Source organism: Bradyrhizobium denitrificans (genome assembly GCF_013179005.1).
Classification (GTDB): Bacteria; Pseudomonadota; Alphaproteobacteria; order Rhizobiales; family Xanthobacteraceae; genus Bradyrhizobium; species Bradyrhizobium denitrificans.
Map to the genome: position 1 here is coordinate 86,324 of NZ_JABFDP010000010.1, position 15,077 is coordinate 101,400.

Here is a 15,077-nt window from a genome sequence, read left to right on the forward strand (position 1 = left end):
CGATCGATCCTCAGCCCGCCAGCGGCGTGTCGATGATCGCCAGGCGCTCAGCGCCGGGCTTGAAGTCGATACTGGCGATGCCGAGCAGGCTGCGCAGCTTCGCATCCTCGACCTTCATCGGACCCGGCGAGGGCGCTGTGCCCGGCGCCGGCTGCGGGAATGCGGTCGATCGCGCGGTGTGGAAAGTGACGTTGCCCTCGACCTTCTGCATCACCTGGTGGATGTGGCCGTTCAGCACCGTCACCGAGCCGAACTCTTTCAAGGTTTCCAGCGCGCGGCCGCCATCCTCGGTTCCCCATCCCCATTGCGGGTACACCGTCCATAGCGGGATATGCGCGAACACCACGATCGGCGTCGAACGGGAGCGGCCCTTGAGGTCCTGCGCCAGCCATTCCAGCTGATCCGCGCCGAGATTGCCGAGGCCGCCGGCCTTGAGATCAACCACGTTGACGAGGCCGATGAAGTGCACGCCGCTGGCGTCGAACGAATACCAGCCGGCGCCGCGTGTGCCCTTGCCATAGCGCTCTTTATAAAGCTTGACCTCCTCGTCGAGGAAGTCGTGCTCGCCGGGCACGTAATGGACGTCGAGCCTGCTTTGCGAGATGATGCGGTCGGCATCATCGAACTCGGCCGCCTTCGACAGATGCGAGATGTCGCCGGTGTGGATCATGAAGGCAGGCTTCACCGGCATCGCCTTGATCCGATTGACGGCCTCTTCCAGCGTGCCGATCGCGTTGGGATTGGCCGGCTTGTCGAAGCCGACATGGCTGTCGCTGATCTGCAGGAAGGTCAGGCCGGACGCCTGCTGCTCGGCGGCCCGGGCCGCGTCGACGAGGCCGAGCGAGCGTGGCACGCCGCCTGACAGCGTCCAGAGCACGCCCGTGCCGGCCCATGTCATGCATTCCAGCACCTTGCGGCGGCTGGCGCCGCGCGCGTCATGATCATCGAAGCTCATCATGCTCTCCCGTTGTCCTCATTGGGCTTACGGGTAGGGAGAGCGAAGAAGCGGACGGTTTATTCCCGGCCTTGCGCGGCCGATCCTGCGATGACGCGTTCGTGATCATGCCAGCATCGGCGCACGGCTCGCATACGCAAGCAGGATATCGGCCGGGCGCCGTGCGAAATATAGTGATGTCTGGTGCCGCATGGCCGCGGCTGATCCACTGGACGCCATTCCGATGCATGACCGCGTGACCCCGAACCTGCAACAGGCCGAGACGGTCGCCGGCCGGATCGTCGCGCTCGACCGCGCCAGGACCTTCATCACGCTGTCGGTCGTGCTGTATCACTCCGCGATCAATTACACCTATTTCGGCCAGGGCGGCGACCGCATGCACTGGCTCGGCTTCGATCTCATCGCGCTGTTCAACGACAGCTATTTCATGTCCTGCATGTTCTTCATCTCCGGCCTGTTCGTGCCGGCGAGCCTGGCGAGGCGGGGACCGTCCGATTATGTCGGCCGTCGCGCGCTGCGCCTCGGCGTGCCCTATATCGTGTCGATCTTCGTGATCATGCCGATCGCCTACTACCGCTACTATGTGGCGGAGGACCATTTCACCACGGTGTGGTGGCGGATGATCAGCGAAGGTCCGTGGCCATCGGGCTCGGCCTGGTTTCTCGGCGTGCTGCTGGCGTTCGATGCCGCCGCGGCGCTGTCATGGGCCATGGCGCCGCAACTGATCGGTCGCCTGGGCCGATGGCCCGCAGCGTTGCTGCGCCGGCCCCTGTTAGGATTTGCCGTCTTCCTCCTGGTCGCGAACGCCGCCTATCTGCCGCCGCATCTCTGGTTCGGCGACGGCGTATGGTTCATGCCCGGGCATTTTCCGCTGCCGCTGCAGGCGAGCCGGTCGTTGCTTTATCCCGTCTTCTTCATGGCCGGTGTGGCGATGGGGGCGGCCGGACTAACGACCGGGCCGTTCGCCGCGCAGGGGGCGCTGGTGCAGCGTTGGCCGGTGTGGTTCGGACTGTCCTATGGCTGCTATGGTCTGATCCTGTTTCTCGCCTACGCGCATCACAATTGGATCGCCGATTTCGACTCGCCGCCGCTGTGGTGGCGCGCGGCCTACGGCATGGCGGTGGCTAGCTTCTGCGCTTCGATGGCGTTCGCAGTACCGACCTTGTTCCTGCGCTGGAGGAGTGTGCCGCTGGCGCTGATGGATCGCATGCAGCCGTCGGCCTACGGCATCTATCTGCTGCACTTCCTGCCGCTGTTGTGGCTGCAATATCTGGTCTACGTTCCGGCCTGGCCCGCGGCGGTGAAGTTCGCCATCGTCCTGGTCGGGACGCTCTCGGTGAGCTGGCTTGCGGCGGCGCTGTTGCGGCGCCTTCCGCTGGTCGCGCGGGTCATCTGAATGCCGTGTCCGATGCGTGAGCATAGTTTGACGACGGCAGCATGACCCGCCGGGTCTTATCCCCATTGTCCTGCGCGTGCCTGCCGTCGTCGGCCTGTCAGCGAAATGTTAGTTTCGCGCGATAGCGTCCGCAGCAGTTCGCGCGGCGTCAAGCGCGCAGCCCGTAGCGTAAGCGTATCGTGTGCGAGATCGCGTCGTGCCGCTCGTGACAGGCGAGCGGCACGGGTCGCGATCAGCGCGTTTCCCCGCCCGACGTCCTCACCGCGCATCTTCCAGGATCATCGCGGCCGCCTTCTCGGCGATCATTGCGGTCGGCGTGTTGGTGTTGCCTGAGGTGATGGTCGGCATGATCGAGGCGTCGGCGATGCGCAGGCGCGCGATGCCGTGGAAGCGCAGCCGTTCGTCGACGACCGCCATTGGATCGTCCGCGATACCCATCTTCGCCGTGCCGACGGGATGGAAGATCGTGGTGCCGATGTCGCCGGCCGCCTTGGCCAGCGCCGCATCGTCGTCGCCGACGGCCGGACCGGGCAGATATTCCTCGGGCCTGTAGGCTGCGAGCGCGCTCTGCTTCATCAGCCGGCGCGTGACGCGGATGGCGTCGGCCGCGACCTGGCGGTCGTCCTCCGTCGCCAGATAGTTCGGCGCGATCGAGGGCGCCTCGTCCAGCTTGGCGGAGCGAATGCGCACCGTGCCGCGCGAGGTCGGCCGCAGGTTGCAGGCGCTGACGGTGATGGCCGGGAAACGGTGCAGCGGATCGCCGAACTTGTCGAGCGACAGCGGCTGCACGTGGAACTGGATGTTGGCGCGGTCGCGCGTCGCGTCCGAGCGCGTGAAGATGCCGAGTTGGGACGGCGCCATGGTCAGCGGTCCGCGGCGGCGGAACGCGTAGTCCAGTCCCATCAGGCCGCGCCGGACCAGCGAGTAATAGGTCTCGTTCAGCGTCTTCACGCCCGTGACCTTGTAGATCGCGCGCTGCTGCAGATGGTCCTGCAGATTGCGCCCCACGCCGGGCTTGTCGAGGACAGTGTCGATGCCGAGCCCGGACAGCCAGTCCGCCGGGCCGATGCCGGAGCGCTGCAGCACCTGCACCGAGCCGATCGCGCCGGCGCTGAGGATCACCTCGCCCTTGGCGCGGGCTTCGATGGTCTCGCCATTCTGCTGGAAGCGCACGCCTGCGGCGCGGCCGTTCTCGACGATCAGGCGATCGACGAGGACGTTGGTCTCGAGCCGGAGGTTCTGCCGATGCAGCGCCGGCTTGAGGAAGCCCCGCGCGGACGACCAGCGCCGGCCGCGCTTCTGGTTGACGTGGAAATAGCTGATGCCTTCATTGTCGCCGGTATTGAAATCGGGGATGCGGCGGATGCCCATCTGCTCGGCGGCATCGCCGACCGCATCAAGCACCGCCCAGGACAGCCGCGGCGCCTCGATCCGCCAGCCGCCGCCCACGCCATGGTGCTCGCTCTCGCCCAGGAAATGGTCCTCGAGCCGCCGGAACACCGGCAGGACATCGGAATAGGACCAGCCGGCGAGGCCGAGCTGCCGCCAATGGTCGTAATCGGCAGCCTGGCCGCGCATCGAGATCATGGCGTTGATGGCCGAGCTGCCGCCGATCACCTTGCCGCGGGGATAGGCCAGCGAGCGGCCGTTGAGGCCCGGCTCGGCCTCGGTGCGAAACATCCAGTCGGAGCGCGGATTGCCGATGGCGAAGAGGTAGCCGACCGGAATATGGAACCAGATCCAATTGTCCTTGCCGCCGGCCTCCAGGATCAGGACGCGCTTGGTCGGATCAGCCGACAGCCGGTTGGCGAGGATGCAGCCGGCGGTGCCGGCGCCCACCACGATGTAGTCATAATCGCCCTCGAGCTGTCTCGGCATGCGGCATTCCCTTCCCATCATTGGGGAGGCTTTTAGTCAGCGGAGACGGGGAGGGACAAGCGTCACGTTCATGGCTGGTTGACCGAGCCATGAGACAGGCGCAGCCCAGACCCCGGCGAGATCTTGGGCGGTGCGACTTTTGCATGCTAGAACGGCTCAAATATCCTTTCCTGAGCTACGAGAGTCACCCATGCCCATCGTCAACCGCGTCGCCGATCTGCAGCCCGATATCCAGGCCTGGCGGCGGGATATCCATTCGCACCCGGAGCTGCTCTACGAGGTGCACCGGACCGCGGCCTTCGTCGCCGACCGGCTGCGCGAATTCGGCTGCGATGAGGTCGTGACGGGTCTCGGCAAGACCGGCGTGGTTGGTGTCATCAAGGGCCGCAAGCCGGGCAATGGCGAGGTCAAGGTGCTCGGCCTGCGCGCCGACATGGACGCGCTGCCGATCGAGGAGGCGACCGGGCTGCCTTATGCCTCCAAGACCCCGGGCCTGATGCATGCCTGCGGCCATGACGGCCATACCGCGATGCTGCTCGGGGCCGCGCGCTATCTCGCCGAGACCCGCAACTTCGCCGGCGAGGTCGCCGTGATCTTCCAGCCGGCCGAGGAGGGCGGCGGCGGTGCCGACGCGATGATCAAGGACGGGCTGATTGAGCGCTTCAAGATCGACCAAGTCTACGGCATGCACAACGGTCCGGGCCTGCCGGTCGGGGCCTTCGCGATCCGCCAGGGGCCGCTGATGGCCTCGACCGACTCGGTCGACATCACCATCGAGGGGCATGGCGGTCACGCCGCCAAGCCGCATAATTGCATCGACTCGCTGATGGTCGGCGCCCAGCTGGTCACGGCGCTGCAGCAGATCGTGGCGCGCAACGTCGACCCGCTGGAAGCCGCCGTGCTCTCGATCTGCGAGTTCCACGCCGGCAATGCCCGCAACGTGATCCCGCAAAGCGCGGTGCTGCGCGGCACGGTGCGCACGCTGACGCCCAAGGTGCGCGAACTGATGGAGAAGCGCGTTCGCGAGGTCGTGATCGGCGTCGCGCAGATGACCGGGGCCAAGATCGATCTGAGCTACACCCGCGGTTATCCCGTGGTCGTCAACCACGCCGAGCAGACCGAGATCGCGATCCGTGCCGCCAAGGAGGTCGCAGGCGACGCCAATGTGCACGAGATGCCGCCGATGATGGGCGGTGAGGATTTCGCCTATATGCTCGAAGCCCGCCCCGGCGCCTTCATCTTCGTCGGCAATGGCGACTCGGCCGGCCTGCATCACCCGGCCTATAATTTCAACGACGAGGCTATCGTCTACGGCACCTCGTTCTTCATCAAGGTGGTGGAGAACACGCTGGCGGCGTGAGCCGCCCCGCGCATCTGCTGTCTCGTCGTGATGGCCGGGCTCGACCCGGCCATCTTCGTTTCGGCCGCAGCGTCAGGCCGCATGCGCGCGCTTGAGCGCGGCCGCGGCGATCTTCAGATCCTTGACGAAGAGCTCATACTCCCGCGCCTTGGCGTCGGCATCAGGAAGCCGGAGCAGGTAGGACGGATGCACCGTGACCATCGCCTTGGTTGCGATCATGTTGGGACCCTCGGGCAGGTCGACGACGTGGCCGCGGTTCTTGGTGACTGGCGTGATCTTGCCGAACACCGATTGCGCCGCGGTCGCGCCCAGCGCCACCACCAGGGCCGGGCGGACCGTAGCGAGCTCACGCTCGTACCATTGCCGGCAGGCCTTGATCTCCGGCGTCGCAGGCTTCTGGTGCAGCCGGATCTTGCCGCGGGGGACGAACTTGAAGTGCTTCACCGCATTGGTGACGTAGACCTTGCTGCGGTCGATGCCGGCCTCCTGCAGCGCCCGGTCGAGCATCTGGCCGGCCGGGCCGACGAAGGGATGGCCGGCGAGGTCCTCCTTGTCGCCGGGCTGCTCGCCGACCAGCATCAGCGGCGCATGGTCAGGGCCTTCGCCGAACACGGTCTGCGTGGCATCCTTCCACAGCGGGCAGGCGCGGCAGGCAGCGGCTTCTTCACGCAAGGTCTCAAGATCGGCCGCGGCGACATCAGGTGAGATCTCAGCAGCGGGTGCCGTGGGTTTGCACGTCATTGCTGGCTCCTCAATCCGTTTCTGCGGCTTGTGCGGCGCGGTGCCGGGCTCGGCGATCATTGCCGACATGCGCCTGCCGGCGGCCGCGATCAGCGGCTGGATCAGCTTGGCCTCGGGCAGGTTCTGCCAGTATTTCTTCGGCATCTCCTTTTCCATCGCCTTCACTTTCAGCCGTGCCGGATTGAAAATGCTGGCGTAATAGCGCAGCCACACCTCTTCGAGCCGGTCTTCCGACGGCGCTTCGGCCTTGCTCACACCGGGTGTGAAGGAGACGCGGCTGCCGTCCCAGTGGGCGCACATTTCCGGCGTCAGGATCGACCAGGGCATGTCGGCGAAGCGGCGGGCGAAGAACGGCGCGGCGCGTTCGACGATGTGGTGCTCCGGCTCGAACCAGGCGACGTAGCGCGCCTCGCGCTCGCGGCCGACTTCGCGGAAGCGGACGAAGGCGTGCATCTTGTGGACGTCGCGCCGCACCGCCCGCGCCAGCGCATTGGCCTGCGCCACGTCAGGATCAGTCGCGATCTCCATCAGATCGTGGTTGGTCCTGAGACGCCACAACAGCCGATAGAGCAGGGTGAAGCGGTTGGGATCGTGGTGCAGGATCGCGCTTTCGGCCAGCTCCATGAAGCTCGCCGGCACCGAGAATGCGCCCTTGGGCACCTCGGGGAGCTGCGTATCGGCCTGATCGTCGAACAGGTCGGGCGCGGCGCCTTTGACACGCCAGGAGACGTCGGCGGGCCTGACGTCGTTCATCGCCAGCGCCCGCGCCGCCGTCCGCCAGCCGTCGAAATCGGTGTCGCTGTCGAGGGTTACGACGTGCATTTGTCTCCTCACGTCATTGCGGGCGAGGCGGCCTGTCCGCCATAGCCCGAGGGGCCACGGCGGAAGCAATCCAGAGTCGTCGTGCCGCCCCTGGATTGCTTCGGGGCGTCGCCCCCCGCAATGACGACCTGGTTAGAATCCAAATCCCAACTGCTGCGGTTTGGGGCGTAGCCGTGCCGCCAAGCCGGCGCCGTCGAGCAGAGACGGCTGTGGCCGGTGGTCGGAGAGAACGATGAACGGCAGTGCCTTGTTCCGGATGACGTTGAGCCGGGCCAGATCCGCGAAGCGGATCGTGGTGGTGCGGCGGGTGGCGAGGATGCGCTGCACGGTGCGGGTGCCGAAACCGGGGACCCGCAGCAGCTCCTCCCGGCTGGCGGTGTTGATGTCGAGCGGGAAGCGGTCGCGGTGGCGCAGCGCCCAGGCGAGCTTGGGATCGATGTCGAGCGGCAGCATGCCCTCGTTCTCCTCGACGATCTCATCGGCCTCGAAGCCGTAGAACCGCATCAGCCAGTCGGCCTGGTACAGCCGGTGCTCGCGCACCAGGGGCGGCGCCTGCAGCGGCAGCGCGCGGCTGGCATCGGGGATCGGGCTGAAGGCGGAGTAATAGACGCGCTTGAGCTTGTAGGCGCCGTACAGATTGGACGAGGTCGACAGGATAATGCGGTCATTGGCCTGGTCGGCGCCGATGATCATCTGTGTGCTCTGGCCGGCCGGCGCGAAGCGCGGCGGCCTGGCGCGGCGCGCCGTCTTCTTCGCCTCCGCCGTCTCGTCGAGCTTGAGCCGGAGATGGCCCATGGTGCGGCGGATCGCGCGCTGGTCCTTCTCCGGCGCCAGCTTCGTGAGGCTCGCCTCCAGCGGCGTCTCGATGTTGATGCTGAGCCGATCGGCATATTTGCCGGCCTCCGCGATCAACGCCTCGTCCGCTTCCGGAATCGTCTTCAGATGGATGTAACCGCGGAAACGGTACTCCTCGCGCAGCTTGCGCGCGACGCTGACAACCTGCTCCATCGTGTAGTCGGGACTGCGGATGATGCCCGACGACAGGAACAGTCCCTCGATGTAGTTGCGGCGATAGAAGTCGATGGTGAGCTTCACCACCTCGTCGACCGTGAAGCGCGCGCGGGCCACGTTGGAGGAGGCGCGGTTGACGCAATACAGGCAGTCGAAGTTGCAGGCGTTGGTCAGCAGGATCTTGAGCAGCGAGATGCAGCGTCCGTCCGGCGCATAGGAGTGGCAGATGCCCATGCCGGGCGATGTCGAGCCGAGCCCCTTGCCGTCGCGGGAATCCCGCATCTCGGTACCGCTGGAGGCGCAGGACGCGTCATACTTGGCGGCATCGGCCAGGATCTCAAGTTTGCGCAGCAGCTCCATGCTTTTGAATCCCTTTGATTCCATTCGTTGAATCAGACCCGGGTCAATCCCGATTGACTCTCTCGAAGGCGTTAGCTTTATATTAGAACGTATCATGAACAAAGAGGGTCGTCGCGGGTTCACTGCCTGACACTGAAAGAACGGCAGCGCCCGCACGATGGATTGAAAGGAGCGGCGACGGATGACCGGCGCACGCATGGAGACGCTCGCGCGGTTGCGCGGCCGCATTGCCCGCCTCGAAGCGGCCGATGGTGCGCATGATCTGCGCCGGGTCGCGCTCGGCCATGACGAGGCCGATGCGGTGCTGCAAGGCGGCCTCGCCACGGGCGCGCTGCACGAGGTGTTCGCCGAGAGCGGTCGCCAGGCGGTGGCTGCGACCGGCTTTTTGTGCGGGCTCGCGGCGCGCGTCGCGGCACGTCGGCCGTTGATCTGGATCCGGCAGGATTTCGCCGAGCGCGAGGCCGGCGCGCTGTCGATGAGCGGGCTCGCCGAACTCGGGCTCGATCCGCGCCGCCTCGTGATCGTGCGCGCGCCCGATCTCGACCATGCTCTGCGCACCGCTGCCGACGCGCTCGCCTGCGATGCGCTCGGCAGCGTGATGCTGGAGGTGTGGGGCGAGACGCCAAAGCTCGATCTCGTCGCCAGCCGCAAGCTGACCTTGATGGCGCAGGAGTCCGGCGTGACAGCGCTGCTCTTGCGCATCGCCGCCGCGCCTGAGCCCTCGACCGCGGAGACGCGCTGGGTGGTGCGCAGCGCGCCGTCGCTCTCAGCTGCACCGTGGATGGCGTGGGGCGCGCCCCGCCTCGATGCCGAGCTCATTCGCAACCGTCACGGCCAGACCGGACGCTGGATCATGGAGTGGACCCCCGATGCGTGCCGTTTCAGCGAACCGGCGACGGATCCTCAGCCTGTGGCTGCCGCGCCTGCCCATCGATCGGATCAAAAGACAGCTGACCTTCACCGGCGCTCCGCCTGAGAGCAAGCCTCAGGTCGTCGTCATCAAGGACGCCAATGCACTGCTCATCCATGCGCTCGACGAGGCCGCGGCGCGTCACGGCGTCAGCCTCGGCCAGCCGCTGGCGAATGCCCGCGCGGTCTGTCCCGACCTCGTCGTGCACGAGGCTGATCTCGCGGCTGACGCCAAGATGCTCGAAGGCATCGCCGATTGGTGCGACCGCTTCACGCCGCTGGTGGCGCTCGACCCGCCGCATGGGCTGTCGCTCGACATCACCGGCTGCGTGCATCTGTTCGGTGGCGAGGCCAAGCTTATGCAGTCGGTCTGTGACGCGCTGACCGCGCATGGCCTCACAGTGTCGGCGGCGATCGCCTCCAATGCGGTGTGCGCGCGCACCCTGAACCGGCAGGTCCATGGCCGCATCGTGCCTAACGGCGAGGAGGCGGCCGCGGTGGCGCCGCTGCCGGTGGTCGCACTCGGCGGCAGCGAGGCTGTTACGCTCGGCCTGCGCCGTGCCGGCCTCAAGACCATCGGCGATGTTGCTTCGCGCGGCCGCAACGAGATCACCGCGCGGTTCGGCGCCGCCTTCACCCGCGTGCTCGCGCAAGCGCTTGGCGAGGCCGATGCGCCGATCAGCCCGCGCAAGGTGCCGCCGGACTACATCGTCGAGAAGCGTTTTGCCGAGCCGGTCGCGACCGACACCGTGATCGCGGCCAGTCTCTCCAGCCTTGCCGCGATGCTGGTGGCGGCGATGGCGCAGCAGGGCAAGGGCGCGCGGCGGCTGGAGGCCTGCTTCTTCCGCACCGACGGATTGGTGCGCATCATCGCGGTCGACACCGGCCAGCCGGTGACCGAAGCTGCCGTCGTCGACCGGCTGTTTCGCGAGCGCCTGGATGCCTTGAGCGATCCGCTCGATCCCGGCTTCGGCTTCGACATGATCCGGCTGTCGGCCAGCCGCAGCGAGATCGTGGTGCAGCAGCAGCGCGATCTCGACGCCCATGTCCACGACAATGACGAGCTGTCGGCGCTGATCGACCGCATCGCCGCGCGCATCGGCGGCAAGCGCGTCATCGTGCATCTGCCAGTCGACACCCACATCCCCGAGCGCGCGGCGCTGCCGCTGCCGGCGCAGCACAATCTGGCGGCCACCAGCACGGCCGATTGGCCGGAGCGTAGCGACGGCGAGCCGCCGCTGCGACCGCTGCGGCTGTTCGCGCGCCCCGAGGCCATCCAGGTGATCGCCGGTGTCCCGGATGGTCCGCCCGCGCGCTTCGTCTGGCGCCGTGCCGCCCATGCGGTCGTGCGCGCCGAAGGCCCGGAGCGCATCGCGATGGAATGGTGGCGGCCGGAGGGGCAGGGGCTGACGCGCGACTATTTCCGCGTCGAGGACGAGCACGGCCTGCGCTTCTGGCTCTATCGCGATGGTTTGTATGACCGCGAGTTCGAGCCGCAGGAGGGCCTGCCGGTGCAGCCCGTCTGGTATATGCACGGGCTGTTCGCATGAGGGTAGGCGAGATCGCCTCCATCCCGCGCCGACCTCGCTGTTCACCCTCCCCTGCAGGGGGAGGGTCGGCGCGCATGCGCGCATGCGCGCCGGGGTGGGGTGACAGAGCATCCGCGGCTGCGGTGCTCAACTTTATGCGAGCGAGATCACGCATAGCTGAGAAGAGCGGAGTCAAGAGCGACCGTTTGCTGGGCTCACCCCACCCCGCCGCGCGCTTTGCGCGCGTCGACCCTCCCCCTCCAGGGGAGGGTGGGCAGCTGCGCAAGCCGCTTTGTGAGCGCTTTTCTTCCGCATCGCAAAGGCAACGCGTCGTCCCAATCTCTGTGGCCCCGCCATGACTCCGATCCCCTATGCCGAGATCGGCGTCACCACCAATTTCTCGTTCCTGCATGGCGGCTCGCATCCGCAGGACTATGTGCACCAGGCCGCCGAATATGGTCTCACCGCCATCGGCATCGCCGATCACAACACGCTGGCCGGCATCGTGCGCGCCTATAGCGAGTTGAGTAACGACCGGCTGAGTTACAAGCCGAAGCTGATCTATGGCGCGCGGCTGGTGTTCAGCTGCGGCACCCCGGATATCCTGGTCTATCCGCGCGACCGCGCGGCGTACGGCCGGTTGTGCCAATTGCTCACCCGCGGCAAGCGCGGTAGTGATCTCGACAGGGTCGCCAAGGGCGATTGCCGCCTGAGCTTCGCGGATCTGTTCGACTTCATCGCGGGCCAGCTCCTGGTGCTGATGCCGCCGCATCGCTTTGACGAGGACGCCCTCGGCAACATCCTGGCACGGCTGAAAGACAGCCGCGCCGACGGCGTCTGGCTCGCGGCGAGCCTGCTGTATCGCGGGGATGACCGCCGCCGGCTGGCGCGGCTCGCGCGTCTGGCGGCTTCAAGCAAGGTGCCGCTGATCGCGACCAACGACGTGCTCTATCACCATCCCCAGCAGCGGATGCTGCAGGATGTGCTGACCTGCATCCGCGAGAAGGCCACGATCGAGAGCATCGGCCGCCGTCTCCAGGCCAATGCCGAGCGCCATCTCAAGCCGGGACACGAGATGGCGCGGCTGTTCCGCGATTACCCCGATGCGATCACTGAGACCATCCGCTTCACCGACCGCATCGTCTTTTCGCTTGACCAGCTCAAATACCAATATCCCGACGAGCCGGTGCCGCCCGGCAAGACCGCGCAGGGGCATCTGGAGGACCTGACCTGGGCCGGCGCGAAAACCTATTTCGGCGATGACCTCGACGACAGGCTGCGCGCGGTCCTCAACAAGGAGCTGGCGCTGATCGCCGAGCTCAACTACGCGCATTATTTCCTCACCGTCCACGACATTGTCCGCTACGCGCGGAGCCAAGGCATTCTGTGCCAGGGTCGTGGCTCGGCAGCGAATTCGGCGGTATGCTACGTGCTCGGCATCACCTCGGTCGATCCGACCAAGATCGACCTCTTGTTCGAGCGCTTCATCTCCAAGGAGCGGCTGGAGCCGCCGGATATCGACGTCGATTTCGAGCATTCGCGGCGCGAGGAGGTGATGCAATATGTCTACCGCCGCTATGGCCGCCACCGCGCCGCGATCATCGCCACCGTCATCCATTATCGCCCGCGCAGCGCCATTCGCGATGTCGGCAAGGCGCTGGGGCTGACCGAGGACGTCACCGCCGTGCTCGCCGACACCGTGTGGGGCAGCTGGGGTGACGGGCTCTCCGACATGCAGGTGCGTCAAGCCGGGCTCGATCCCGCCAATCCGATGATCCGACGCGCGGTCGAACTCGCGGCCGAGCTGATCAATTTTCCGCGCCATCTCTCGCAGCATGTCGGCGGCTATGTGCTGACCCAGGACCGGCTGGACAGTTACGTGCCGATCGGCAATGCCGCGATGGACGACCGCACCTTCATCGAATGGGACAAGGACGACGTCGACGCGCTCAGCATGATGAAGGTCGACGTGCTGGCGCTGGGCATGCTGACCTGCATCCGCAAATGCTTCGACCTGATCGCCGATCACAAGGGCAGGCGGTACGTGCTCGCGGATATCAAATCGGAGGATGATAACGAAGTCTATCAGATGCTGCAGCGAGGCGATTCGCTCGGCGTGTTCCAGGTCGAGAGCCGGGCGCAGATGAACATGCTGCCGCGCCTCAAGCCGCGCACCTTCTACGATCTCGTCATCGAGGTCGCGATCGTCAGGCCCGGGCCGATCCAGGGCGACATGGTGCATCCTTATCTGCGCCGCCGGAACAGGCTGGAAAAGGTGACCTATCCGTCGCCGTCACCGGATCATGGTCCGGCGGACGAACTCTACAAAGTGCTGCACAAGACGCTCGGCGTGCCGCTGTTCCAGGAGCAGGCGATGCGGATCGCGATCGAGGCCGCCAAGTTTTCACCCGAGGAGGCCAACGGCCTGCGCCGCGCGATGGCGACGTTCCGCAATGTCGGCACCATCGGTTCCTATGAGGAGAAGATGGTCTCGAGCATGATCGCGCGCGGCTACGATCCGGCCTTCGCCAAGAGCTGCTTCGACCAGATCAAGGGCTTTGGCTCCTACGGCTTTCCGGAAAGCCATGCCGCGAGTTTTGCACAATTGGTCTATGTCTCGTCCTGGCTGAAATGCTTCCACCCGGATGCCTTCTGCTGCGCGCTTCTGAACTCGCAGCCGATGGGGTTCTACGCGCCGGCGCAGATCGTCGGCGACGCCCGCAAGAACGGCGTCGAGATCCGCAACATCGACGTCTCCCACAGCTTCGCCGACAACACGCTGGAAGAGACCGACGGCAAATACTGCGCCGTCCGCCTCGGCTTCCGCCAGATCGACGGCTTCCGCTGGATCGACCGCGACGAGGAGCGGATCAGGAAGCTGTCGGAGGTGGTGCGAAAAGCGCAGGCGGCGGCTGTTTCTCCACGTTCTTTGCCAGCTATCTCCTCGGTGTCATTCCGGGGCGCCCGGAGGGCGAGCCCGGAATCCATAACCACGATCGGGAGTATGGATTCCGGGATCGCCCTCCGGGCGCCCCGGAATGACAGCGTGGAGGCAGTCGTTCCTGACTCACAAGCCCTTGATGAAGGTCGAGGGGGCGATGCTGTCGCTTCACTCCAGAACGATGACCGCGACGATGACTGGGCCGACCGCATCGTCAAGGCGCGCGCCCGCGGCCCCTTCACCTCGCTGGAGGACTTCGCCCGCGACACCGCGCTGCCCAAGCGCGCGCTCTTGCTGCTGGCCGATGCCGATGCGTTCCGCTCGCTCGGGCTCGATCGCCGCGCCGCGCTCTGGGCCGTGCGCCGGCTACCCGACGACGTGCCGCTGCCCTTGTTCGAGGCCGCGATCGCCCGCGAGCAGCCGGACGAAGGCGCCAAGCCGCTGCCGGAAATGCCGCTGCCGGAGCAGGTGGTCGCGGACTATCAGACCATCCGCTTGTCCTTGAAGGGGCATCCGATGGAGTTCCTGCGCCGGCGCTTCACGGCTGAGGGCGTGCTGGCCTGCCGCGATGTCAACGACGCCAATGATCGCCGCCATATCCGCTGCGCCGGCGTGGTGCTGGTGCGGCAGCGGCCGGGCAGCGCCAAGGGCGTCGTGTTCATGACCCTGGAGGACGAGACCGGGATCGCCAACATCGTGGTGTGGCCGAAGGTGATGGAGACCTTCCGCAAGGAGGTGATGGGCGCGCGCCTGGTGCTGGTCGAGGGCCGCATCCAGAGCAGTCCGGAGAAGGTGGTGCATCTCGTCGCCGAGCGTCTCGTCGACCGCAGCGCCGATCTCGCATTGCTGGCGGATGATCGCCTCGGCAGCAGCGCCATCCCGCAAGGCCCGATGCCGGCAGAGCCGCTCAACGACGACCGCCGCGATCATCCCGACAATCCCTCGCAGCGCGTCAGCCATCCCCGCAACGTCCGGATTTTGCCACGCTCGCGCGATTTTCATTGAGATGTCACATTCCATCGCGTCACGGCATCGCGTCGCGCGCCACTGGCCGCGGCGCGGGCCCGAGCCCTTCAGATGCCCGGGGATCCCGTCGTGCAAACGTCAGAGTAGCGTCGTACCTGCCGAGGTTGTCCTGATGTTGCGTCTCACCGCCAGCGCTATTTCTGGTTCCC

At 66.4% G+C, this 15,077-nt stretch carries 9 protein-coding genes; 5 read left to right on the forward strand and 4 right to left on the reverse strand.

Annotation, left to right across the window (positions count from 1 at the left end; genetic code table 11):
- Positions 1 to 10: 10 nt before the first annotated feature.
- On the reverse strand, positions 11 to 955 hold the full coding sequence (locus HL671_RS12645) for a metallophosphoesterase family protein (RefSeq protein ID WP_012043123.1): 945 nt from the start codon (positions 953 to 955) through the stop codon (positions 11 to 13).
- A 190-nt stretch (positions 956 to 1,145) separates the two neighbouring features.
- On the opposite strand from HL671_RS12645, the gene HL671_RS12650 reads away from it, so the two are divergent.
- Positions 1,146 to 2,351: an acyltransferase family protein gene (locus HL671_RS12650; RefSeq protein ID WP_246579477.1), complete on the forward strand. Its 1,206-nt coding sequence runs from the start codon at positions 1,146 to 1,148 to the stop codon at positions 2,349 to 2,351.
- Positions 2,352 to 2,609: 258 nt separating this feature from the next.
- Here the strand turns inward: HL671_RS12650 and HL671_RS12655 are convergent, their stop codons facing one another.
- Complete coding sequence (locus HL671_RS12655; RefSeq protein ID WP_172236571.1) at positions 2,610 to 4,229, reverse strand: GMC family oxidoreductase; 1,620 nt, start codon at positions 4,227 to 4,229, stop codon at positions 2,610 to 2,612.
- Positions 4,230 to 4,419: 190 nt separating this feature from the next.
- Between HL671_RS12655 and HL671_RS12660 the strand changes: the two genes are divergently transcribed.
- A complete protein-coding gene (locus HL671_RS12660) occupies positions 4,420 to 5,589 on the forward strand; it encodes a M20 aminoacylase family protein (RefSeq protein ID WP_172236572.1) in 1,170 nt (389 codons plus the stop codon).
- A gap of 72 nt (positions 5,590 to 5,661) precedes the next feature.
- Here HL671_RS12660 and HL671_RS12665 read toward each other — a convergent pair whose 3' ends face one another.
- Together HL671_RS12665 and HL671_RS12670 are read right to left on the reverse strand one after the other, a co-directional pair.
- Positions 5,662 to 7,152, reverse strand: coding sequence for a UdgX family uracil-DNA binding protein (locus HL671_RS12665; protein ID WP_172236573.1), 1,491 nt, complete (start codon positions 7,150 to 7,152; stop codon positions 5,662 to 5,664).
- Positions 7,153 to 7,284: 132 nt separating this feature from the next.
- Entirely contained in the window at positions 7,285 to 8,523 is a 1,239-nt protein-coding gene (locus tag HL671_RS12670; protein WP_172236574.1) for a putative DNA modification/repair radical SAM protein, read from the reverse strand.
- A 181-nt stretch (positions 8,524 to 8,704) separates the two neighbouring features.
- Here HL671_RS12670 and HL671_RS12675 point away from each other — a divergent pair, with 181 nt between their 5' ends.
- The 3 genes from HL671_RS12675 to HL671_RS12685 all read left to right on the forward strand — a co-directional run bounded on the left by HL671_RS12675 (position 8,705) and on the right by HL671_RS12685 (position 14,907).
- On the forward strand, positions 8,705 to 9,499 hold the full coding sequence (locus HL671_RS12675; protein WP_172236575.1) for an ImuA family protein: 795 nt from the start codon (positions 8,705 to 8,707) through the stop codon (positions 9,497 to 9,499).
- The gene (locus tag HL671_RS12680) at positions 9,393 to 10,982 is read left to right on the forward strand and encodes a Y-family DNA polymerase (RefSeq protein WP_172236576.1); all 1,590 of its coding nucleotides are present in this window, start codon (positions 9,393 to 9,395) and stop codon (positions 10,980 to 10,982) included. Before HL671_RS12675 ends, HL671_RS12680 begins: the two co-directional genes overlap by 107 nt.
- Before the next feature lie 334 nt (positions 10,983 to 11,316).
- Positions 11,317 to 14,907 (forward strand): error-prone DNA polymerase, encoded by a 3,591-nt coding sequence (locus tag HL671_RS12685; protein ID WP_172236577.1) that lies wholly within the window; start codon positions 11,317 to 11,319, stop codon positions 14,905 to 14,907.
- The last annotated feature ends 170 nt before the right edge of the window (positions 14,908 to 15,077 follow it).